The sequence below is a fragment of the Thermanaerothrix sp. genome (assembly GCF_056331585.1).
In genome coordinates this window covers 1-22,329 of record NZ_JBWGPQ010000021.1, presented here as the reverse complement: position 1 = coordinate 22,329, position 22,329 = coordinate 1, and the positions used below count along the sequence as shown (strand labels likewise).

24 protein-coding genes and 1 tRNA gene are annotated in these 22,329 nt (G+C 58.1%); 16 read left to right on the top strand and 9 right to left on the bottom strand.

Annotation, left to right across the window (positions count from 1 at the left end; all coding sequences use genetic code 11):
• The first annotated feature begins 77 nt into the window (after window positions 1-77).
• The 8 genes from AC01YT_RS08625 (at window position 78) to ppcA (ending at window position 7,771) form a co-directional block, all read left to right on the top strand.
• Window positions 78-1,418 (top strand): hypothetical protein, encoded by a 1,341-nt coding sequence (locus AC01YT_RS08625; protein ID WP_476674566.1) that lies wholly within the window; start codon window positions 78-80, stop codon window positions 1,416-1,418.
• Window positions 1,419-1,508: 90 nt separating this feature from the next.
• Window positions 1,509-1,739, top strand: coding sequence for a hypothetical protein (locus AC01YT_RS08620; RefSeq protein WP_476674564.1), 231 nt, complete (start codon window positions 1,509-1,511; stop codon window positions 1,737-1,739).
• Window positions 1,740-1,742: 3 nt separating this feature from the next.
• A complete protein-coding gene (locus AC01YT_RS08615) occupies window positions 1,743-1,898 on the top strand; it encodes a DUF3592 domain-containing protein (RefSeq protein ID WP_476674612.1) in 156 nt (51 codons plus the stop codon).
• 30 nt (window positions 1,899-1,928) lie between these two features.
• Window positions 1,929-2,621, top strand: a complete 693-nt coding sequence (locus AC01YT_RS08610) for an APC family permease (RefSeq protein ID WP_476674562.1) — start codon at window positions 1,929-1,931, stop codon at window positions 2,619-2,621.
• Between the two features lie 19 nt (window positions 2,622-2,640).
• On the top strand, window positions 2,641-3,546 hold the full coding sequence (locus AC01YT_RS08605) for an acetamidase/formamidase family protein (RefSeq protein ID WP_476674560.1): 906 nt from the start codon (window positions 2,641-2,643) through the stop codon (window positions 3,544-3,546).
• A 136-nt stretch (window positions 3,547-3,682) separates the two neighbouring features.
• On the top strand, window positions 3,683-5,143 hold the full coding sequence (locus AC01YT_RS08600; protein WP_476674558.1) for a glycoside hydrolase family 13 protein: 1,461 nt from the start codon (window positions 3,683-3,685) through the stop codon (window positions 5,141-5,143).
• Between the two features lie 93 nt (window positions 5,144-5,236).
• Complete coding sequence (locus AC01YT_RS08595; protein ID WP_476674556.1) at window positions 5,237-6,130, top strand: SDR family oxidoreductase; 894 nt, start codon at window positions 5,237-5,239, stop codon at window positions 6,128-6,130.
• Window positions 6,131-6,310: 180 nt separating this feature from the next.
• Window positions 6,311-7,771: a phosphoenolpyruvate carboxylase gene (ppcA, locus tag AC01YT_RS08590; protein WP_476674554.1), complete on the top strand. Its 1,461-nt coding sequence runs from the start codon at window positions 6,311-6,313 to the stop codon at window positions 7,769-7,771.
• Here ppcA and AC01YT_RS08585 read toward each other — a convergent pair.
• The 4 genes from AC01YT_RS08585 to AC01YT_RS08570 form a co-directional block, all read right to left on the bottom strand.
• A complete protein-coding gene (locus tag AC01YT_RS08585; protein WP_476674552.1) occupies window positions 7,768-8,442 on the bottom strand; it encodes a ribonuclease HII in 675 nt (224 codons plus the stop codon). The genes ppcA and AC01YT_RS08585 overlap by 4 nt on opposite strands.
• Window positions 8,417-9,160, bottom strand: a complete 744-nt coding sequence (locus AC01YT_RS08580) for a dolichyl-phosphate beta-glucosyltransferase (protein WP_476674550.1) — start codon at window positions 9,158-9,160, stop codon at window positions 8,417-8,419. The genes AC01YT_RS08585 and AC01YT_RS08580 overlap by 26 nt, the downstream gene beginning before the upstream one ends.
• Window positions 9,161-9,199: 39 nt before the next feature.
• Window positions 9,200-9,574, bottom strand: a complete 375-nt coding sequence (locus tag AC01YT_RS08575; RefSeq protein ID WP_476674548.1) for a hypothetical protein — start codon at window positions 9,572-9,574, stop codon at window positions 9,200-9,202.
• A gap of 92 nt (window positions 9,575-9,666) precedes the next feature.
• Window positions 9,667-9,739 (bottom strand) — tRNA-Pro (locus AC01YT_RS08570).
• Window positions 9,740-10,045: 306 nt separating this feature from the next.
• On the opposite strand from AC01YT_RS08570, the gene AC01YT_RS08565 reads away from it, so the two are divergent.
• Genes AC01YT_RS08565 through AC01YT_RS08555 form a run of 3 tightly spaced genes read left to right on the top strand, consistent with a single transcriptional unit; the run spans window position 10,046 to window position 12,661 of the window.
• The gene (locus AC01YT_RS08565) at window positions 10,046-11,041 is read left to right on the top strand and encodes a LacI family DNA-binding transcriptional regulator (protein ID WP_476674546.1); all 996 of its coding nucleotides are present in this window, start codon (window positions 10,046-10,048) and stop codon (window positions 11,039-11,041) included.
• 25 nt (window positions 11,042-11,066) lie between these two features.
• Window positions 11,067-12,539, top strand: a complete 1,473-nt coding sequence (gene gtfA / locus AC01YT_RS08560) for a sucrose phosphorylase (protein ID WP_476674544.1) — start codon at window positions 11,067-11,069, stop codon at window positions 12,537-12,539.
• Window positions 12,536-12,661: a hypothetical protein gene (locus AC01YT_RS08555; protein WP_476674542.1), complete on the top strand. Its 126-nt coding sequence runs from the start codon at window positions 12,536-12,538 to the stop codon at window positions 12,659-12,661. Before gtfA ends, AC01YT_RS08555 begins: the two co-directional genes overlap by 4 nt.
• Here AC01YT_RS08555 and AC01YT_RS08550 read toward each other — a convergent pair.
• The 5 genes from AC01YT_RS08550 to AC01YT_RS08530 all read right to left on the bottom strand — a co-directional run bounded on the left by AC01YT_RS08550 (window position 12,643) and on the right by AC01YT_RS08530 (window position 17,572).
• On the bottom strand, window positions 12,643-13,293 hold the full coding sequence (locus AC01YT_RS08550) for a uridine kinase family protein (protein ID WP_476674540.1): 651 nt from the start codon (window positions 13,291-13,293) through the stop codon (window positions 12,643-12,645). The genes AC01YT_RS08555 and AC01YT_RS08550 overlap by 19 nt on opposite strands.
• A 57-nt stretch (window positions 13,294-13,350) precedes the next feature.
• The gene (locus tag AC01YT_RS08545) at window positions 13,351-14,325 is read right to left on the bottom strand and encodes an acetylxylan esterase (protein ID WP_476674538.1); all 975 of its coding nucleotides are present in this window, start codon (window positions 14,323-14,325) and stop codon (window positions 13,351-13,353) included.
• Between the two features lie 63 nt (window positions 14,326-14,388).
• Window positions 14,389-15,213, bottom strand: coding sequence for a carbohydrate ABC transporter permease (locus AC01YT_RS08540; RefSeq protein WP_315624840.1), 825 nt, complete (start codon window positions 15,211-15,213; stop codon window positions 14,389-14,391).
• Window positions 15,213-16,028, bottom strand: coding sequence for a carbohydrate ABC transporter permease (locus AC01YT_RS08535; RefSeq protein WP_476674536.1), 816 nt, complete (start codon window positions 16,026-16,028; stop codon window positions 15,213-15,215). Before AC01YT_RS08535 ends, AC01YT_RS08540 begins: the two co-directional genes overlap by 1 nt.
• Window positions 16,029-16,192: 164 nt before the next feature.
• A complete protein-coding gene (locus tag AC01YT_RS08530) occupies window positions 16,193-17,572 on the bottom strand; it encodes an ABC transporter substrate-binding protein (RefSeq protein WP_476674534.1) in 1,380 nt (459 codons plus the stop codon).
• A 366-nt stretch (window positions 17,573-17,938) separates the two neighbouring features.
• Between AC01YT_RS08530 and AC01YT_RS08525 the strand changes: the two genes are divergently transcribed.
• The 5 genes from AC01YT_RS08525 to cas6 all read left to right on the top strand — a co-directional run.
• The gene (locus AC01YT_RS08525) at window positions 17,939-19,006 is read left to right on the top strand and encodes an ArsR/SmtB family transcription factor (RefSeq protein WP_476674532.1); all 1,068 of its coding nucleotides are present in this window, start codon (window positions 17,939-17,941) and stop codon (window positions 19,004-19,006) included.
• A 5-nt stretch (window positions 19,007-19,011) separates the two neighbouring features.
• Window positions 19,012-20,319 (top strand): MFS transporter, encoded by a 1,308-nt coding sequence (locus AC01YT_RS08520; protein ID WP_476674530.1) that lies wholly within the window; start codon window positions 19,012-19,014, stop codon window positions 20,317-20,319.
• Window positions 20,320-20,357: 38 nt separating this feature from the next.
• Window positions 20,358-20,765, top strand: a complete 408-nt coding sequence (locus AC01YT_RS08515; protein ID WP_476674528.1) for an OsmC family protein — start codon at window positions 20,358-20,360, stop codon at window positions 20,763-20,765.
• Window positions 20,766-20,894: 129 nt separating this feature from the next.
• Complete coding sequence (locus tag AC01YT_RS08510; protein WP_476674526.1) at window positions 20,895-21,398, top strand: hypothetical protein; 504 nt, start codon at window positions 20,895-20,897, stop codon at window positions 21,396-21,398.
• 45 nt (window positions 21,399-21,443) lie between these two features.
• On the top strand, window positions 21,444-22,329 hold an 886-nt coding region (gene cas6, locus AC01YT_RS08505), incomplete at its 3' end, for a CRISPR system precrRNA processing endoribonuclease RAMP protein Cas6 (RefSeq protein WP_476674524.1).

The window sequence follows — 22,329 nt, the reverse complement described above, 5'->3', positions numbered from 1 at the left end:
TCGAATCGATGGTTCCCGGTCCTTGGGGGTAAAATTGAGATACCCCTTTCGACTTCCCGCCCGCTGGAAGGCTCCGCTTGTCTCGTTCGCCACTCTCTAGTTTGCTTCCCTTTCTGTTAACTTTGGTCATAGCACTTGGGGTGCGCGTATGGCTGTGGCATACCTACCCTGTGCGCGCCTTCAGCGATACCGGGGCCTACCGCCGTGCTGCACAGAGCATCCGCAACGGCTGGGAAAACTACGACGGCGTGCGCACCCCAGGCTACCCGGCCTTTCTGGCGTTGTGGGAGGATGATGCACATGTCTGCCTAGCGCAGTTAGGCCTGGGGGTAGCGACAACCCTCCTTTTTTTCTACCTGGGCTGGCGGATATGGCGCTCACCGTTCCTCGGACTGGTCACTGCGCTAGCACATACACTCAACCTGGGCCAACTCTTCTTCGAAGCCCACCTGCTGAGCGAGACCCTGGCCACCTTCTGGGTCGTACTGACGTTAGCCCTGGCCTGGACCTGGTGGGAAGCCCCGCTCCGTTGGCGTCCTGTGGTGGCAGTGGGGATCGGCCTGGGCGGGGCACTGGCCGGGCTGACCCGCCCCTTGTTTGTGTTTTTGCCCTTCTGGCTGGGGGTAGCGCTGGCAGCACTGCCGGTCATCGGCGGCCCAGGCGGGATCGGGCAACGTCTTCGTCGCCTGGAATGGCGCACCCTGCTGGCAACTTGGTTTACCGCCGGTGCGCTGGTGGGGGCCTGGATGGCGTTTATCCACGCCCGTTTCGGGATGTGGAACGTCACCACCATGACTGGTTACAACCTGATCCAGCATACCGGGTATTATTTTGAATATGTGCCTGATGATTACGCTGCCCTACGCGAGGTATACTTACGCTATCGCGATGCCCGCATTGCGCAGTACGGCACGCAAAGCAACACCATCTGGCAGGCTATCCCGGAGATGATGCAAGCGTCCGGACTGGGGTTTTACGACCTCTCGCGCACCCTGGCGCGCCTCTCCCTGCAACTTATTCGCGAGCACCCTGATCTTTACCTGCGTTACGCCGTAAAAGGGTGGTGGCTCTTTTGGCGCGCGCCGATCATCTGGGTGCCGTCGAATCTGACCGATCCGGCTTGGCAATCGTGGTTGAGCGGGCTGGCCTGGGCCGAACGCGCCGGGCTTATTGGCCTCAACCTGCTCTTTATCCTGCTCTCACCGCTGATGCTGGTGCGGCGCTGGCGCGAGCAGCTGTCTTTGCCCCCTTATTTAGGCTTGTTAGCCGCCACCTTGTGGCTCACCTCGATTCTACAAACACTGCCCGACCACGGCGATAACCCGCGCTTCCTGGTGCCAATGCAATCGCTGGTGGTGCTTTGGGGGATTGGGGTGTATGTGTCTCTGCGCAAGAGGCTAACCATCACCCGAGGTTAAAGAGCATTTTCCGCCCCATTTGAGCTTAGGGCCAGGCTCCACCAGGACGATACTGGTAATCCGTTAATCCTTCTGGGCGGGGGTGGTGCGATGTTAGGAGGCCTGGAATTTCTCTGTCTGGGCGCTTTTCTGGTCGTGTGCATGGGGGCGGGGATTTATGCGCTGACGGTCTATGCGCAGGAACGGAAACAAGCTGCCGCGGCTCAAACCCAGCCCTCGGTCACGGGACGCGTGATTGAAGCCACGCTGGCCGAGGATATAACGGCGGATTCGGAAGGGGATAGACACCGCGTCTTTGCCCCACGGGTGGTCTATGAATAGGATATCAACGACATTACCTACCGCGGAGAGCGCCTGAAAGCGGGTGCGCCGTCGTTCATCAGCAGCCAGCGTAAGGTGGAACAGGAACTGGCTCGCTACCCCGTGGGCGGCGCGGTGCAGGTGTGGTACAACCCCACTGACCCGGCGGAGGCGGTATGACAAGCGGGCGTCTCCAGCCAGGCGGCGCTGGTGATTGGGATCATCTTTCTGGTCATCGCCAGGATGACTGCACGTTTGGTGGGGGTGGCCGCGCTGGGCTTGTTGGCGTTCTTCTTCATGACCCAAACCTGGTTGGCAGCCTTGGTTTGGCCGGATTACACCACCTTTCCGAACACCGATGTGGCGTTCTTCTACATTGCCCAGGAGGCTGGGGGCACGGTAGTGCGCCTGCTGGCATTGATCGGCACCGTGCTGGCCTGGGGCATCGGCGACGGCATTGCCGCGCAGGCAGCAGTCTCACGCGTGCTCTTCGGCATGGCGCGGGACGAACAACTGCCCAAGTTCCTGGCCTGGGTGCATCCCAAGTACAAGACCCCCTGGACCGCCATCTTCGTGATCGCGCTGATCACTCTGCCCATCGCCACCTTGCTTGATCTGGAAGTCCTTTCATCACTGGTCAACTTCGGCGCGCTGACCGCCTTCACGGTGCTTCACATCGCGGTGATCGCCTATTACTTCTTCTATAATAAAGAACGCTCACCTCAAGGGATTTTGAATTACCTTCTCCTTCCTCTGATAGACCTGGTGATCATCGGTTTTGTCTGGGCCAACCTCAACGTCCACACCAAGACCTTGGGCTTCATCTGGCTGGAGATCGGTTTCGTGGTGTTGCTGATCGTCTCGCGTGGCTTTCGCAAGGTACCACCAGCCTTGCAGGTATAATCACGGTGGGAGGTGTAGGATGAAACGACTAACGCGTGAACATGTATTCTTTGCCTTTGCCCCTGATTTACAACCTGCGCTAGAGGTGCAGCCGGGCGAGGAAGTTTGGCTGGAGACGCACGACTGCTTTGAGGGACAGTTGAAGAGCGAACAGGATTTGATTGACAACCTGGACTGGAATCACGTCAACCCGGCCACTGGCCCGCTGTATGTCCAGGGCGTCAAACCCGGGGATGTGGTGCGTGTGGATATCCTCGAACTGCGCGTGGGCGAGCGTTCCACCATGGTCACCGTGCCCGGCGAGGGTGCATTGGGCAAACACTTAACCCAGGTGGAAACGGTGATCCTGCCGCGGGTGGGCGATGTGGTGGTATTTCGCGACCGCGTCCGCGTGCCCGCCCGCCCGATGATCGGCGTGATTGGGGTGGCACCGCGCGAGGGCAAAATCCCCTGCGGCACACCCGGCGCACACGGCGGCAACATGGACTGCTCCCTCATTGGCGAGGGCGCCAGCGTCTACTTTACCGCCGCGGTGGAGGGCGCGCTCTTCGGCTGTGGCGATTTCCACGCCGCCATGGGAGATGGCGAAATCATCATCTGCGGCGCCGAGACGCCCGGTGAAGTGCGCCTGAAGATCACACCCGTGCCGGCTTTGGCGGGTTTACCCACTCCCTTTGTCGAGACAACCGACCGCGTGGCTACCATCTACTCCGCCCCGACCATGGATGAAGCCAGCCAGGGTGCCATCGAAGCCATGGCTAAATTCCTGACCGATCAGGTCGGCCTTTCGATCAACGACGCCGGGCTGCTGATGAGCCTGGTAGGTGAACTCAAGGTTTGCCAGGTGGTGGATCCGCTGAAGACGATGCGTTTCGAATTCCCCAAGGCCGTCCTGGCCGATTACGGCTATCGCTTGCCGCGCTAAACGCCCACTCCACGAGCACCCCAATCGCTGAGGAAGGCCAGATGCTGGCCTTCCTCAGGTTCTTAACTCCGGGAACCGGACATAAAAACGAGTACAATTGAGCCGCTTGAACCATCTTTTCAACCGGGAGAATGCCATGACCATAGCCGATTTCCACACCCCCGCCTGGGTGCACGATGCCGTCTTCTACCAGATCTTCCCCGATCGCTTCGCTCGCAGTGCCGCGGTGGAAAAGCCGGGCAACTTAGAGCCGTGGGATGCATCCCCCACCCCCAATGGTTTCAAGGGCGGTGATTTACTCGGTATTGTGGAACACCTGGATTACTTGCAAGACCTGGGCATCACAGCCCTTTACCTCAACCCCATCTTTCAGTCAGCTTCGAACCATCGTTACCACACCCACGACTACTACCGCGTGGATCCACTGCTCGGAGGCGATGCCGCTTTCCGCCGCCTGGTGGATGAAGCTCACCGCCGCGGTATCCGCATCATCCTGGATGGCGTCTTCAACCACGCCAGCCGTGGTTTCTTCCAATTCAACCACATCCTGGAAGTAGGCGCGCAGTCTCCCTACCTGGATTGGTTTGTGGTGAAAGGCTTCCCCTTGAATGCATACGAGGGCACGCCCAACTACAAGTGCTGGTGGAACTTACCTGCCCTGCCCGAATTCAACCACGCCAACCCGCAGGTACAGCGCTTTATCTTTGATGTAGCACGCTACTGGCTGGAGCAAGGCGCGGACGGCTGGCGGCTGGATGTGCCCTTCTGCGTCACCGAGCCGGGTTTCTGGGCACGCTTCCGCGAGGTGGTCAAAGCCACCAACCCCGAGGCCTACATCACCGGCGAGATTCCCATGGCCGCCGATCCATGGCTGCAGGGCGATCAATTCGACGGGGTGATGAACTACCTGCTCACCTATGCCTGCTGGGGTTTCTTCGGCGGGGAACGCCTCCAACGCGACCTCGTCGGCCACTGGTACGATCATGGTCCGGAGTTCTTCATCCAAGATGGTGGGAACTTTGCCCAGAAGATCACCCATTTACTGGAACGCTACCCGCGCCCGGCAGTGCTGGCCCAACTCAATCTGCTGGATAGCCATGACACCGCGCGTTTCCTCTCGCTGGTTAGCGGGGAACGCGCTCTGCTGCGCTTGGCCGTGCTCTTCCTGCTGACCTACCCCGGCGCACCCTGCGTGTACTACGGGGATGAAATCGGCCTGGAAGGTGGTCAGGATCCTGACTGCCGCCGTGCCTTCCCCTGGGATGAACGGCGCTGGGATCACGACTTGCGCGCCTGGTATCGTACCTGCATTGCCTTGCGCCACGCCCACCCCGCCCTGCGTAGCGGTGAGTTTAAGGTGCTCCAGGCCCAGGGCAGCGAAGTGGTTTACCTGCGGCAACTAGGACAGGATGTCGCCGTGGTGGTGCTCAACCGCGCCTCCCAAACGTTGCACCTGGATGTGCCGGTGGAGAACACCCTACCCGAAGGCTCGGTCTGGCGCAATGCACTGGGGGCAGGCACCGCCCAGGTCACCCACGGTCACCTGCACGGGCTGACCCTGAGCCCGCTGAGTGGGGCGGTGCTGCTGCCGGCGTAAACCTTCTTTGTATAGGCTTTGTTGCCCGGAAATCATTCTCTAACCCTGCCCCGGGGTAAAATTGGGCTAAATTTACTTGGGAGAGGTTTGAGGATGGTGAGCTGGATTAACGGTAAAATGGCGCTGATCACCGGCGCCACCGATGGCATTGGCAAGGTAACGGCGCGCGAACTGGCCAAGCAGGGCGCGCAGGTGGTCATCGTCGGACGCAACCCCGAAAAGACGGCCAAGGTCGCCGAGGAATTGCGTCAGGTCAGCAATCATGCCATGGTGGATTACTTGGTCGCGGATTTAGCCTCTCAGGCCAGCATCCGCCAGATGGTTTCCGCCTTCCGTCAGCGCTATGACCGGTTGCATGTGCTGATCAACAACGCTGGCGCCTATTTCACCCGCCGCCAGATCAGCCCAGATGGTCTGGAGATGACTTTTGCCCTCAATCACCTGGGCTATTTCCTGACCACCTTGCTGCTCCTCGATGTCATCAAAGCCAGTGCCCCAGCGCGCATCATCAACGTGTCCTCAATGGCACACAACGGTGCCCGCCTGAATTTTGACGATTTGCAGAACGAACGTGGTTACAACGGCTGGCGGGCTTATGCGCAATCCAAACTGGCCAATTTGTATTTTACCTATGAACTGGCGCGGCGGCTGGAGGGTACGGGCGTGACGGTCAATGCCCTACACCCTGGGTTCGTGGCTTCGCGCTTTGCCCATAACAACCACGATCCGATTGCTTGGGGTTTTCGGCTGGTTCAACGTCTTTTCGCCATCTCGCCGGAAGAAGGGGCGCAGACCTCCATTTACCTGGCCACGGCGGACGAGGTGGCCGGGATGAGTGGGCACTATTTTGTCAATAAGCGGCCGGTGCCTTCCTCGGCAGCCTCGTATGATCGCGCCGCGGCCCAGCGCCTATGGGAGATCAGCCTACGCCTGTGCGGCCTAGCCGAGGTCACCCCAGCGCGGTTTGTGGTGCTGTCGGAAGGGTAGACGCGGCCCTTCCGGCGGTACGGCGGGTGGAGCAAGGAGCGCCGTGGGCAACTCCCATTCCTACCGATGATGGGAGGCAAGGAACGTCTTAACCCCCTGGCAGACCTCGGCGGAACCGCTTTCCAGAAGTCCGCCGGCTGTGGTATCATTGCGCGCTAATAGATAAAGGAGGAGACGGGCATGGTCAAGATTCCCCGTTGTATGAGCACCCAGCACCCGGATAATGTTCAGGTTCCCTTCTTTTCGGACAATTCCGAGTTACAAGGGGAAGATGAGGTCCAGGAAGCCTACTACGTGTTTTCCCACCTGGGCTGTGATGAACAGATGTGGGATTACGAAGGCAAAGAAGTGGATAACTTCGTCATCAAAAAACTGCTGAGCACTTACGCGTCCTACTTCAAAACGCAGCAAATTGGCCGTGACGTGTTCATCACCCCACGCGTGCCCAATCCGGCCGTGGAACGCAGTGAAGCCAAGATTTTACTGGAGACGCTGGGCAGTATTCCGCGTTCCTATGATGCGGCGGAGATCTTTCAGCCCGGCTATCCAGCGCCGATTTTCGAGGTGATCCTCCCCATGACCACTTCTGCTGCGGACCTCAACCGCATTTACGTCTACTACGAACATTTTGTCGCCGGGCGAAATAACACCCGGCTACCCGGCATGGATATCACGATTGGGGAATGGTTAGGGCCATTTCGGCCAGAGCGCATCTTTGTCATCCCGCTGTTTGAAGCCGTCGAGCACATGCTGGCGGCGGCTGAGGTCATGGAGATGTATCTGCAAGATAAACCAGTGGCGTACCACCGCGTTTTCCTGGCACGTTCCGATCCGGCGATGAACTCGGGGTTGATTACCACCGTCCTGGCCAATAAAATCGCTCTGGCCCGGTTGGAACGCCTGGAAAAGCGCCTGGGTAAACCCCTCTATCCGATTCTGGGGGTGGGCTCACCACCCTTCCGCGGGCACCTCAAGCCCACCACGGTTGAGCAAGTGGTCAGAGAGTACCCTTCGGTGCAGACCTTCACCATTCAATCCGCCTTCAAATACGATTACCCTGCTCTGGAGGTCAGCCAGGCCATCCGCCGTTTGCACGAGTTGCCGCGTCAATCAGCCCAGGCAATTGAGGAGCCCCGCTGTTTTGAGATCATGGAGAAATACACACGCGCCTATCGAGAAGGTGTGCTGGAGTTGGCTGGAGTGATCAACAATGTGGCTGCCTACGTGCCGCGGCGGCGCAAACGCAAGTTGCACGTGGGGCTGTTTGGGTATTCCCGCAACGTCAACGGCGTTTCGTTGCCGCGCGCCATCTCCTTTACAGCCGCCTTATATTCCATCGGGTTGCCGCCCGAACTATTGGGCTTATCCGCCCTGAATCACGACGATATCCGTTTTCTGCGTCAGGTTTACCTCAATTTCGATGCCGATCTCGCGGCGGCGCTGCGCTATACGGACCTGGAGAACCCGTACCTGTCGGCCGAGTTACGCCGTGCCATCGAACGCCTCGGCATCGCTTATGAGGTTGATACCGCACACCTGGACATAAGCCGCCGTATTGTGAACGCCGTACGCCACCAGCGTTTTCAGCATCTGGATGAGTGGATCTTACAGGCGGCTAATTTGCGCCAGTTTTTAGGCTAAGCCTCATCCCCCGGCGTGGTTTGGAGCAGGGCATGCACGGGGGCGAAACTACAGCGGTGCAAGGGGCATGGCCCCAGGCGCGCCAGCGCCACGCGGTGAGCCGGCACTCCATAACCTTTATGGTGGGCAAAGCCGTAGCCGGGGTAGCGGACATCACACTCGCGCATCAGGGCATCGCGCGCGGTCTTGGCCAGCACCGCCGCGGCGGCAATGCTCAGAGCGCGCCGGTCGCCGTGGATGAGGGCGTGCTGCGGCAAGGGCACATCCGGTAGGGCCAAGGCATCAATCAGCAAATGCTCGGCGGGCAGGGTAGCAGCTTCCAGGGCACGTTGCATCGCCAGGCGCGTCGCCGCCAGAATGCCCATCCGATCAATCTCTTCTACAGATGCCATGCCCACCCCCCAGGCCAGGGCAATGCGGCGGATGCGCTCGGCCCAACGCTCGCGCTGCGCTGGGGTAAGTTGCTTGGAATCACGCAGGCCGGAAAGGCATGCCACCACCTCATCCACCGGAGGCAGAATCACACAACCTGCTGCCACCGGACCCGCCCAGGCCCCGCGCCCGGCCTCATCCAGCCCTGCCACATAGCGCAGGCCCTGCGCCCATAGGCGCCGTTCGAACACCAGGGTGGGGGTTGCCTTGGGATCAAGCAGAGGGTAGCGGCGCGTCATAAACCCCTCGTCGGGCATTACGGCGGATCGTCAGCAGATCCAGAAACATCTGTCGCGCATCGCGCCACAAGCGCACTTTGCTCTCAGGATTAAAGTACCACGGGATAGGAATCTCGACAATCTTATAACCGCGCCGGCGGGCGATGAACAGCACTTCCACATCGAACGTCCAGCCGGTAATGGTCTGGTAGCGGAAGAGGTCTTCGGCCACGGGAGCGCGAAACATCTTGAAGCCGCATTGGGTATCCTGCAGGCCGGGCAGGGCAAGCAGGCGCACCATGGCGTTGAAGACGCGCCCGGCCAGGTGGCGGTATTCGGGTTCGCCGTAACGGTGGGCACCGGGGGCTTCGCGCGAGGCAATGGCGATATCCACCTCAGGGGGAAGTTGCGGCGGCAGGAAGCGGTTTACCTCAGTGATGGGCATGGAAAGGTCCGCATCGCAGATAAAGCGGTAAGCCCCAACCGCGGCCAACATCCCCCGCCGCACGGCCCAACCCTTGCCGCGTATCTCTTCATGGAACACGCGCAGGTAGGGTAGGTGCGCTGTGTAAGCTTGCGCCACGGCCAGGGTGGCATCGGTGGAGCCGTTTTCCACGACCAGCACCTCGGCGGCATAGGATTGCCCAGCGAGGAAATCATGAATCGCCTGCAGGGTGCCCGGCAGGCGATGTTCTTCGTTATAGGCAGGGATAATAATGGAAAGCAGTGGGGTGCTCAAGAAACACCTGCCCGCGCGAGGACGGCGGCATCGAAGGGTTTAGAACAGCGGCACGTTGAGACGGTCATGCTCACTACCGTTAGCCGAACCACCTGCAGGACGTTCGGTTGAGCCGCTGACCACCACTTCCTGCCCTGGCGTGCCAGCCAGGCGCACGACGTCAAAGACTTCGAAGGCATTGCCCATGCGGGGCACCCGCCGCCCGGTGACGAAGACTTGCCCGGCCTTGAGCCGGCGGATGAGTTCCTCGCGGGTGAGCAGGATGTGGTCAGAGAACACCATACCACGCCGCTCGTGCACCCGTGCCAGGGCAATGCGTCCGGATGGATCGTAGCGCACAGCTTCAATCACTCCATCATAACGCTTGGGCAGTCGGTTATCCTGGGATTTGGACTTAAAAAAGGGTAGCGCCATCGGTTGTCTTCACTCTTTGATAATATTTGCGCGTGTCTGCGCTTTGCGCTTGCAGGAACAACCGCCGAGCATCCTCGGCGGCCATCACCCAGTCGGGGTGGGCGGACTTGAACCGCCGACCCCCGCGTCCCAAACGCGGTGCGCTTCCATCTGCGCCACACCCCGCTGTTTCAGAGTATAGCGGAAGTGAGTTTCTTCGTCAAGGAATCGCGATCTGATGTTGGGGCAAAGTCACCAAGTCCCCTGTAGGGCTCTTCACCTATCTGCCAGGCTCGTCCTCCTGTCCTGGGTCGGTCTATCCTCGATGGCCTTTTAGCCCGTTACCCGAGACATCGCTACCCTACCAAACGAAGGACAGGTCTATTTGGCATTGACAGCGTGAACGCAAAGCAAAAAGGAAAAGGTTGACATCTTATTTATGGAATGATAAACTGAAAGTGCTTTCATAATCAGGGTTGGGATGACACATCAATGAAAAAGAAAAGGTGCACCATTTACGATGTGGCAAAACATGCCGGCGTGAGCATTACGACCGTCTCCCGTGTGCTGAACGACCCGCGCAAAGTCAACCCGGCCACGAGGAAACGGGTCTTAAGTTCCATTGACGCCCTCGGGTTTGTGCCGGCAGCCGAAGCCCGGGCCCGAACAAAGAAGGGCCGGATCGGGGTTATCACGCCCTTCTTCACCGCCCCCTCTTTCATTCAACGCATCCGCGGCATTGCCAGCGCCCTGCCGCCCAACAAATTTGAACTCATTATTTATACCGTTGACTCCGCCGAGACGCTCCAACAGTATCTCTCGACGTTACCGTTAACCGGTAACCTGGATGGATTAATTATCATCTCTCTCCCCATTCAGGACGCCGAAGTCCGCTGGTTGATCAAACACGATTTGCCCACCGTGTTGATCGAATATCCTCATCCTGAACTGAGTTGCGTGGAGATTGACGATGTGGAAGGTGGACGCATGGCCGCCGAGTATTTGATTAAGAAAGGCCATCGTCGAATTGCATTCTTAGGGGATACTGATCTGCCGGAATACGCCATCCATCCGGTCAGTTTAAGACTCACTGGGTTTCGCCAGGCTTTGAAGGAACATCACATTGAATTACCCGATGAATTCGTGCGTCTTGCGCCCTATACCCAGGAACAAACCCGTCAGGTGGCCATAGAACTGCTCAGCCTGCCCCATCCTCCCACTGCCATCTTTGCCGCCACTGATTTTCAAGCCCTAGGGGTATTGAAGGTTGCACGTCAATTGAATGTCGCCGTCCCGGAACAACTGGCCATCCTCGGATTTGATGATCTGGATATGGCCGATTATGCCGATTTGACCACGATTAGCCAACATCTGGACGAATCGGGGCGGCTGGCCGTGGAGATCCTCATTGCCCAAATCGAATCCCCCTCCCAAATTCCCAGGCATGTGAAGCTTCCTCTCAATCTCATCGAGCGCAAAACCGCGTAAACGCGTCAACCTCCAAGGAGCAACCATGACAGTGCACAACAAAGTCCAACTCATCACCTACCCCGACTCGTTAGGGGGGAATCTAAACCTCTTAAGCCACGTCCTTGACCACTATTTTCCGCATCTCTTTGAAGGGGGGATTCATATCTTGCCCCCTTACCCCTCATCTGGTGATCGCGGCTTTGCGCCCATCAATCAAATGGAAATTGACCCTAGATTCGGCACGTGGGATGACATCCGACGCCTTGGCACTAAACATCCGATCCTCTTAGATTTGATCGTCAATCATATATCTGCGCAATCACCCCAATTTCGCGATTTCTTGCGCAACGGTGCCAATTCCCCTTATGCCGATATGTTCCTCCCCATTGAAAAGCTCTGGCCCGATAAAAACCCGCCCCGGGAGGATATTGAAAAAATTTTCTTGCGCCGACCCACACCCTTCTCTGACTACGTGATCGAGGGAACGCAGGAGGTAAGAACCCTTTGGACCACCTTTGGCAAAACCACCCCTTCAGAGCAAGTGGACATTGATATTCATTCACCGGTGGCGCGGAATTACTTAAAGGAGTGTTTCATCAACTTCAGCCGAAACAACGTCAAAATCGTACGCCTTGATGCCATTGGGTATGTGGTCAAAAAAATCGGCACATCGTGTTTCTTTGTTGAACCGGACATCTACGAGTTCCTGGAATGGCTCAAAAGCATCGCCGAGCCCCTGGATATTGATCTCTTACCCGAACTCCACGCGGATTTTTCCACTCAGTTGAAATTATCCCAGCGGGGTTACTGGATTTACGATTTCATCCTGCCCTATATGGTGCTGGAAGCCTTGCTCTTTAAGAACAGCCAGAGGCTCAAGGAATATCTAGCGGTTCGCCCACCCCGGCAGTTCACCATGCTCGACTGCCACGATGGCATCCCCGTCAAGCCCGACCTGGACGGCCTGTTGGATCTCGATAAGGCCCAACGTGTCGTTGAGATTTGTCTGGAACGGGGGGCGAATCTGAGCCGGATCTTCTCGCCGAAATATAAAGACCGCGGCGGGTTTGATGTCCATCAAATTCGGGGAACTTATTACTCCATGTTGGGTGGCGATGATCGAGCGTATCTGATCGCTCGAGCAATCCAACTCTTTGTTCCAGGCGTCCCCCAGGTCTATTATGTAGGTTTGCTAGCGGGTGAAAACGATCGGCTCGAAGGTGATGATGTGGATGGTCGCGAGATCAACCGCCATAACTATTCTCTTGTGGAAATTGAGCGAGCCCTCGAACGTCCCATTGTGAAAAACATTGTAACGTTGATCCGCTTCCGGAATTCGCACCCGGCCTTTGATGGACGTTTTTCATTAATCCCTTGCGCCGATCACGAAGTGGCTCTGCGTTGGGACAACGAGGGGATCGTTGCCCGCCTTTATGCTGACCTGAGCACAAACACCCTGGCGATTGACTACACCGATCCAATCACCGGAAAAGAAAAAACACTGGAGTTTGAATGATCCATGATCCTGAAAACCAGCAAGGGGATGGTAAAAGGACCATCCCCTTGCTGGTCACCCGAGATGTTGGCCGTCGGGCGATCTTATATCTGACCGCTTTTCCTCAGACAAAGACCACCTGATAATCCTTGGTGATTACGATATCCGCTAATTGTTTGTGGCCGGCGATGATTTTATGCTCCAGGCGGAGCACCTGCTCAATGAACGGATCACCGGCTTCGTTTCCACGATTTCGTTTCTGCCGATGTTCAAGGGTATCCAGCCAGTTGCGGGCGATAAAGACGCGCGTATCCACGTGTTTCAGCAAAGAGGTATAAGTGCCTTCCACAAGGATGACCTTGACCCCCATGAGGCTAACGGTCTCCTCTTCGATGGTATTCGCATCGTAATCCACCAGTGGTTTCGTAATTTCGTCTTTTCCCTGAAGTGCATCCACGAGATTTTGTTCCAGAACGTCTAACTTGACCTCGACGTGAGGCCCCAACCAATCCGGGTCCGCGCGCCGCTTCTGATCGTTGGATTTCGGAGGGAGGACAAAATAATCATCCTGTCCCAAGATCACCGCCTTAATGCCAAATTTTTCCAATTCATCGGCCACCGCTCTGGCCGTTTCGGATTTGCCGCTCCCCGATTCACCGGCAATGGTGATCACATATCTATTGTCCTTGCTTTCAATCTTTGGCAGTAGATGAGCCACAATTTCCTTTGCCGCTTGCCGATGATAATCCAGGATAACCAACTTATCGCCTTTCATAATAAAACCTCAGGGGGTAAGTATGTTGAAGGAGGCATAGGTTCGAGATCCCACCTTTCACAGCCCCAGCATGAATTGGAAGATCTGATCATGCAAACCGGGTAAAGGCTCATGGGCAAAATCGGGATATATGACCATCCTTTTCGGGGCCACAATTTTGTTATATACAGCGAACTGGGTTGAGGGCGGACAAATTGTATCCATCAGTCCAATCCCCCAAAGCACGTCAGCCCGAATCCGTGGCGCTAGAAACTGGATATCAATATAGCCCAATTTTTCGAACACAGCCTCTTCAAGCCTGTGCGTGGGATCTGAATGCCGAAAGAAGTCCTGAATCTCTTTATAGGCATCCCTGGCTAAATCCAGTTCCCAAACCCGTTTGTAATCGCTAAGGAAGGGATAGACCGGCGCAATCCGCTTGATCCGGGGTTCCAAGGCGGCACAGGCTACGGTTAAAGCCCCGCCCTGGCTCCAGCCGGTTGCACCCACCCGGTTCGGATCCACATCCGGCATGTCCATCACGATCCGCGCCAATTCCACCGTATCCAGGAAGATGTTTCGGAAAAGCAGTTTTTCGGGTGAGCCCTTCAATGCATCCGCCAGGCCGCGAATGATATGGCCATATAATGTATTGCCCGTGACGCCCCCGGTGTCTTCGGATAACCCGGCCTGGCCGCGGCAATCCAGGGCGGCTACGGTGAATCCGGCGGCAACATACCCGAGTTTATCGAACCAATCACCGGAATCACCCGTGTAGCCATGGAACATTAAGAGCGCGGGGTGAGGGGAATGCCCCTGCGTAGGACGTAACAGCTTGGCATGGACGCGTGCACCCCCAGCGCCGGTGAAGTATAGATGAAAGCACTGAGCAAATGGGGCCTGAAATTCCGCCGGCACCAACGCGACCTGCGGATCTATCGAAGATAGTTCAGCCAGGCTCTTTTCCCAGAACGCATCAAAATCGGCGGGGCGAGGGTTTATCCCCTGATACGTCTTCAATTGTTCCAGCGGTAAATCAAACGTCAAAGGCATCCTACAACTCCCATGCGAAAGGGTGTGTGAACGCAAGCCGTTCCGGGATTAGAGGTGCTCTCCTTATCCCTTTACGGCCCCTTGGATCAACGCCTCAATAATGTGGCGTTGGAAGATCACGAAGACAATGAGCGTGGGCAACAAGATGAGGATCGTGCCCGCGCATAGCAGGGGGATATCAGTTGCATAATGACCCTGGAAATAGCCCAGTGCCCCGGCCATCGTGCGTTGGGTCGGATCCTCCACCAATACCAGGGCCAGTAAAAATTGATTCCACGTCCAGACCGACAGGAGTGTCCCGAGCGAGGTTATCGGCGCCCGTGCGAGAGGGAGGTGAATATGCCAAAACAGATCCCAGGTAGAGGCGCCATCAACCAACGCAGCCTCTGAAATCTCAGTGGGCATGTTCACAAAGTGAGCGCGCATCCAATACACCGAGAACGGCATGTATAAGCCAATGAGAGGAAGCACAATGGCCAGGCGAGTGTTGTAAATCCCCAAAGCGCGCTCGAGATGGTAAATGGGGACGATAATACCTCCCAGAGGAAGGGTCAGACCCAAGACAAACAAAAACAGCAAAAAACGCGACCCCGGGATCTTAAGTAGCCCAATTGCAAACCCTGCCATGGTTGAGATGACCAGCGAGATGGGTACCACGGCCAGCACAATATAGGTGCTTGAGACCAGAAGTTTGGTCATGTTGGCGACTTTAAAGGCTTCGATGAAGTTCCCCCATTGGGGTTCCTTGGGCCATTCGAGTCCGTTCGGCAAGGTGTGGGATGGGTGAAGCGCGGTGGTGAAAATACTGATGAAAGGAAGGATGGTGAACGCCACCAACGCGATCAGGAACAAACGGCCAGTCCAAAGTTCAAGGCGCCCAACTCTCATCAATAAGTCTCCCGAGTCAGTCGTTGAATGGGCAAGATAACCACGAACACCAGGATCATCAGCATGACCGCAAGAGCCGATGCCAGACCAATCTGTTGTTCGGTAAATGCCAGGATATAAATCTGGATGCCAGGGACGGCGGTCGAGTTTCCGGGCCCGCCACCTGTGGCTACGTAAACGATATCAAAAGCGGCCAGGGCATTGATCACGGTGACGGTGAGGCACACCCCAATTTCCTGCCTGAGGAGTGGCACCGTGACGTGGATAAACTCATCAAACCAACTGGCGCCATCAATTCTGGCAGCTTCATAGAGGGCTGGGTCAATTTTGGAGATACCGGTCAAAAGCAAGACGGTGCAAAAACCCAGCAACACCCAGACCCCGATGATGCCAACCGCGGGAAGCGCCCAATCGAAATCACCTAGCCAGGCGCGGGTGATAGCCCCTAAGCCGATCGAGCGCAGAATTTGATTGACCAGTCCCGGCAAGGATAATAACCATCCCCAAATAATGCCCGCGGCGACCAGCGGGATGACCTGGGGCAAGAACACCACCGTACGCACCAGGTCTCCGAACCGTCCTGGTGCAATACGGTGAATAAGGCTCGCAATCACCAGGCCAAGCCCCACCGGAAACAGGCTAAACCAGAGGACAAGTCGAAAGGCGTTGAAAATCGTGCCTATAAGATCCGGAACCTTAAACACGGTAATATAGTTTCTCATCCCCACCCAGGTCATGGGGCCAATGCCATCCCATTTGAAAAACGAGTAGTAGACACTCAGAATGAGGGGGATGAGCACAAAGGCTGCGTACATGATCAACGCAGGCAGGGTGAACAACCAGCCAATTATGGAGGCTCGGCGGGGCCTCCGCCGTGGGAGGCTCCGCCGAGAGATTGCTGTTGCTATCGAGATGGTGCTGTTGCTTATGGTCATTGTTGGGTCAACAGTGTGAGGGTTGAACGATTTCAGCCCGTAGATTACTGCTCCGCCAGTTCGCGCTCATACTCCGCCTGAACGGCCTTCAAGAGACCAGCGGCATCCTGCTTGCCGGCCACCATCTTCTGAAGTTCGGGCGTCCAGCCCTGCGCAAAGATGGAACTGGTGGCGTTGGCAATAAAGTCCATGGCAGTGCCAGCCTTGCCGATGATCGCCCCCGCGGCTAGAGTTTGATTCGTGATAGAGCCCTCAGGCACAGGAGGCAGCGGGAGATCAGCCGGACCGCCGGGGTTCGAGCCACCGTACTGGACGTTGATCGCGCGGGCTTTCTCATTGGTAGCGACCCAGTTGAGGAAGAAGGCAGCGCAATCAGGATTCTTGGCCTTGGCCGCAATGCCATAGGTGAGCGGCGCCGACATCGCAGCGGGAGGTTTGCCCTCTTCCGCCGGCGGCATCAGGAAGAAACCGACATTACCGGGCATGTCTTTGTCATAGCGCCAGTTCTCCCAGTCGCCGTTGAAGAGGAAGACGCCCTCGCCCTTGGTGAAGCGCACATTGGCATCGGTGTACTCGATGGCATTGATGTCGGGCGGGAAGTAACCATTCTTGATCCATTGTTCAAGGTGCTGGGCTGCAATCAAATTGGAGGGTGTATCAATTGTAGCACCAGGTTTCTGGAAGATCCAATCGTTAATGGGCTCAACCGGCCCCACCGAAGCCATCAGAGCCTGCAATGGGAAGGCCAACCCCATGCCGCTCTTCGCGCTACCCCAGGCCATAATGGGGAGAAGCCCCGCCGCCTTGGCCTTGGCCAGGTAATCTTCGAACTCCGCCAAGGTCTTGGGAGGCTCGGTCATGCCAATCTGGGCAGCCAGAGTCTTATTGTAGAAAATGCCGGTGAGGCTGTAGTTGAGTCCCATGGCGTATAGCGTACCGGAGCCACGCGTCCCATCGGGGGCAACCCGGTTTTGGTTGAGTTGAGGTACCGGCCACTTATCCCACCCAAACGCGGCGGCGTAACCATCCAGGTCCTTGAGCAAGCCCTGCTTCGCGAAGGAGACCATGGTTGGCAAGCGGATCAAATCGGGAGGATTATCGCCCGAGAGCAGGCGCGGTGTGGAGTTGATGAGATTGGTGAATTGATCCTGCTTGATATCCCAGGTGACATTGGGGTACTGCTTAGAAAATTCCTCGGCAAGTTTGAAGGGGAGATCAAAGCCTGTTTCAAAGTAAGCGTTGAGCGTGACGGGCTCCGTCCCACAGTTCGGAACCGAGGGCGCTGGGGGCTCCGTGGGAGCCGTGGTGGGTGCTGCCTCGCTTGTCTCCGCTACCGGCGCTTGGGTTTCTGCCGGCGGCTGGGTCGCAGTGGGGGCAGCGGTTGTGGCAGGTGCACCACACGCGGCCAGCAGCAGGGAGAACAAAACCAGCAGCCCTAAAAGGGAAAATCAACGACGCTTCGTACTCATTGTTTCTTCTCCTTCCTTTTGTAGGATTAAGGGTTGGGGGATAGGGAAATTCGGCTAGACGTCAGTGAGGTCCTCCTAGAATTGATTGTGGTATTGAAATTCATATCATGAAAGCAGTTTCAGTACCATTATACGGCGTTTTATGCGAATGTCAATATGAAACCATTTGGAAACTGAGTTAAGAACTTATCGCACCTCTTCTCACCCGACATCGTCCCGTTTTCTGCGCATCCTTTTGCCAGGTCTCAAATTGGACTTGACGCAACGTCATGATTCGATTATCCTCTAATCCATTAGACCATGATCTAATAATGAGGTTCGATGACCACCCTACTCTGGGAAAGCGGTAGCGCTTACGATTTCTTCATCGCCTTGTATGTGTTGCACCACCCCGGCGATTTTGGCCTGCGCCCCACCTGGGCCGCCGGGATGCGCTCGCGTCTGCCCGCCGCCCAGCGCGCCGACCTGGAACGCGCTCAGGTTTTCCTTGGCGTGCCCCTACCCTGGCTGCACGCTCTGCCGCCGGAAGCCAAAGAGGCCCCCGGCGCCCTCGATGCCCTGGCTGCCCTGCCCCCAGCCACCCGCTTGCCCGCCTTGCTCACCCACCCCCAGTGGCCGCCCGAAGCGCGCCAGGTACTGGATGACCTGGCCCAGCGCGGCCAGACCACCCCGACGGGATGGGAGATCCTGCGCCAGGCCTACGAAGACGTGTGGCATCCGCGCCACCCCCAGGTTTTTACCCTGCTGGCCGAAGCCCTCAGCGCCGGCGAGGCGTTTGGCACCGCTCTGCTGGATGCCCTGCGTGCCTTCTACCAAGCCTTCTTCCACGAAGAGGAAACTCATCTGCGCCCCTGGGTGGCCCGCGGACTGTCCAACGCGCAGGCCCTGGCCACTCGCACCGACCTGCCCACCCTGCTTGAAACCCTCTCCGGCGGCGTGCGCTTTGAGGTGCTCGAGGAAGCCCCCGAGATTGTCCTGGTGCCCTCGTATTGGAGCACCCCGCTGGTCTTCTACGGCCAGGTCACCCCAACGCGCTGGCTGATGGTCTTCGGTTGTCGTCCACCCTCGCAGGCACTGGCCAGCGGCGAGAACCTGCCTCCAGCCCTGCTCCACCGCCTCAAAGCCCTCGCCGATCCCACCCGCCTACGCATCCTGCACTACTTGGCACAAGGGCCGCAAACCCCCAGCTCTCTGGCACGTCAGTTACGCCTACGCCCACCGACCGTGGTGCATCACCTGCAAGCCCTACGCCTAGCCGGCCTGGTGCACATCACCATCACTCGTGCGGGTGAACGGCGCTACGCCCTGCGCCGCGAAGCCATCACCGCCGCTTTCGCCGACCTCGAATCCTTCCTGCATCCCGATTCTCATCCCTCATCCTCGGAGTAACCCTGATGCCTACGTTTTTCTCCCGTTTTTCGACCGTATTACGCTTGTACGCCGATCGCCTGAAAGTGTTCTCCCTGAACGCCCGCCTCTACCTGCTCAGCGTGGTGATCAGCGGCGCGGCGATGGGCGTCTTTCGCTTACTCTTCAACTTCTACGTCCTCGCGCTGGGCTACGATGAAGCCCTGCTGGGCACGCTGATCGCCCTCAGCAGTCTGAGCGCTCTGCTCTCCGCCCTACCCATGGGTTACCTGGTAGACCGACTGGGGCATAAACCGGCGCTTCTACTGGGGAGCGGCTTGAGCGGGCTGGCGGTGGTGGCAATGGTGCTCTTCCCCTCGGTGGGCGTTTTTGTCAGCATGAACCTGCTCTTGGGGCTGGCACAGAGTTTGAGCGGCGTAACCATGGGACCCTTCCTGATGGAAAACAGCGGCGAAAAGGAACGCACCTACCTCTTTTCCTTCACCTCGGGTTTGCAGACGGTCTCCGGGTTTATCGGCAATTGGGTCGGTGGTTACCTGCCCACCTGGCTAGGCGCGTGGCGCGGTTTTGCCCCCACCAGTGCTACTGCCTATGCCCTGGCCCTCGGCGCCATCGTCGCCGCGGCAGCGTTGGGCTTACTACCCCTGCTCTTCCTGCGCCCCCTGCACCTGGCCCGCGCCGAACGTTCCCTGTTTGCCCCCTTGACCTACCTAGGACAGCAATTCAACACCATCGGCAAGTTAATTTTGCCCACCTTCCTCACCTCAATCGGCGCCGGGCTGATCATGCCCTTCATGAACGTCTTCTACCGCCAGGTGCACCATCAACCTGACCCGGTGATCGGTACGCTCTTCGCCTGGGGATCGCTGGCCATGGGGGTGGGTTTGCTCATCGCCCCACCCCTGGCCGACCGCTGGGGCAAGGTGCAACTGGTCGTGATCACCCAGGCGCTCTCGATCCCCTTCCTCGCCATGATGGGCTTTGCTCCCTGGTTCCCGCTTAGCGCTGCTGCCTACTACATTCGCCTGACCTTGATGAACATGGGCCTGCCGGTGTATCAGGCGTTTGTGATGGAGCGGGTAGAGCCCGGCGCCCGCGGCACAGTGGCCAGCCTGGTTAGCATGGCCAATAACTTCGGCTGGGCCTTCAGCCCTACCGTGAGCGGCTGGCTCCAAGTGCGCTACGGTTTTGGGCCAGCCTTCCTCGGCACGCTAGTGCTCTACGCGCTGGCCGTGTTCTGCTACTGGTATTACTTCTGGCGGCCTCAGCCCAGTTTGGTGGCACTGCCCGCCACCTCTGCAACTTTTCAACGTCCGGCGCATCTGAATAAGTGATATCAATCACAAATTGAACATGGAGGATGATACGACGCATGGAAATGATCATTGATTTTCCGGGTGGGGCGCGGGTGGACGCCCACTTTGGCCCCTACACCGTCAAGACCGACCAGCCCCCCATGGGCGGCGGCGAGGGTTCTGCCCCAACCCCGTTTGCCGTTTTTCTGGCTTCGATCGGCACCTGCGCCGGGATTTACGTCCTGGGCTTCTGCCGCCAGCGCGGCCTGCCGACCGATGGCATTCGCATCATCCAGCGCATGCGCAGCAACCCGCAGACCGGCATGGTGGACGAGATTGACCTGGAGATCCAGGTACCGCCAACGTTCCCGCAGAAATATTATGACGCCCTGGTGCGTTCCGCCGAGCAGTGCGCGGTGAAAAAGCACCTGGAACGCCCGCCGCGCTTCAACGTACACACCGAGGTGGTCGGTCAGCCCGCCTGATCCTCAGCGGTCCGTCTTACCCCAGTGCCCGGCGCCCCCGCCGTGATTTTCCCCTCCCACGGCGCGTTTTGGGTTAGAATCGTCCCCGTCGGACGAGATCTCCTAATTAGCGTCAAGTGAGGTGTGAAGATGCGTAAAACACTCGTGGTTTTGTTGCTGATCATGATGATGGGGGCGCTGGGAGGATGCAAAGCCAAAGTAGAAGAAGGTCGTCTGATCGTTCCGGTCCGGCTGGATGAAGCCGCCCTGCGCCAATTGGTGGATCTGGCGGTCAAGGCCTATACCGCCCAGCAGGGCAGCAACCCCCTGACCGTGACGGTGGACACGCTTACGTTTCTGCCACCGGATGGACTGGCGGTGACCATGCATGCTCAAGCTGAGAACCTTCCCACCGTGAGTGGCCAGGCCGAGATGCGCTTTGCCGTGCAAGACGGCCTGCCCCAGGTCACCCTTACCCGCCTGGAGATCCCCGGCGTGACGGTGAGCGAAGATCAGTTGCAAACCCTGAACCGCCTGCTGAGCACCCAGTTGCAGGAACAGATGCGCCGTGTCGGTGACCGCGTGAGCCTGCGCGAAATCGCCGTGGAATCGGACGCCCTGGTGCTCCAGGTCGAGGTGCAATTGACGCGCTAATTCGTTCCGCTACCCCGCCAGCGCATTATGATAAAATCAGGGGTGATGAGCGTTCTCGCCCCTGATTTGCTTTCCCTCGTCCTCACCCTGCGCCCAACTCCGCAAGCCATCCAGTCTCAGAGCCCCCTACCGCGCTGGTGGGGGCGCGCTGCACATGCCTTCTTCTTGCGGGTTATCGGCGCCGCCGACCCCGACCTGGCCCAGCGCCTCCACGATGAGGAAGGTGTGCGCCCCTTCACCGCCTCAAGCCTGCTGGGCAGTTTTCCCCATGGGCGCCTTGATCCCGAACACCGCTATACCTTGCGTTTTACCGCGCTCACCGCCGAGGTCGCGACAGTCCTGCTCCGGGCAACGCGTGAGGGCATGTTGAGGCCGGGGGAAATTGTCTCCTTGGACAGCATGTCCTTTGAGGTGGTTGCGGTGGCCACAGATGAAAGCGAGCATCCCTGGGCGGCGGCAACGTCCTTCGCCGAATTGGGCGCCCAGCACCTCTTGCCCCACCACCGCCCACCGCGCCGCCTGACCCTGCAACTCACCAGCCCGACCGCTTTCCATTCCGGTGAACGTACACAACCCTTGCCCCTGCCCGATTTAGTCTTCGGCAACCTGCTGGAGCGCTGGAACCGTTTTGCCCCGGTCGCCTTACCCGAGGCGGCACGCCAGTATGCCGCGGAGTGCCTGGCCATTTCGCGCTTCAACCTGCGCAGTCAGGCCGTGCCGCTTAAGGAAGGGGGAATGCGCATTGGTACGGTGGGCGACATCACCTACACCACCCTTAATTACGACCGTTACTGGATGGGCGTGATGAGCGCCTTAGCCGCGCTGGCGCAATTCTCGGGCCTGGGTGTAGCCGTCTCAATGGGGATGGGGCAGTGTCGCCTGCGCGCCGCCGAGGCCACAGCAAACCCGGACGAGAATGATACCCCGCCGT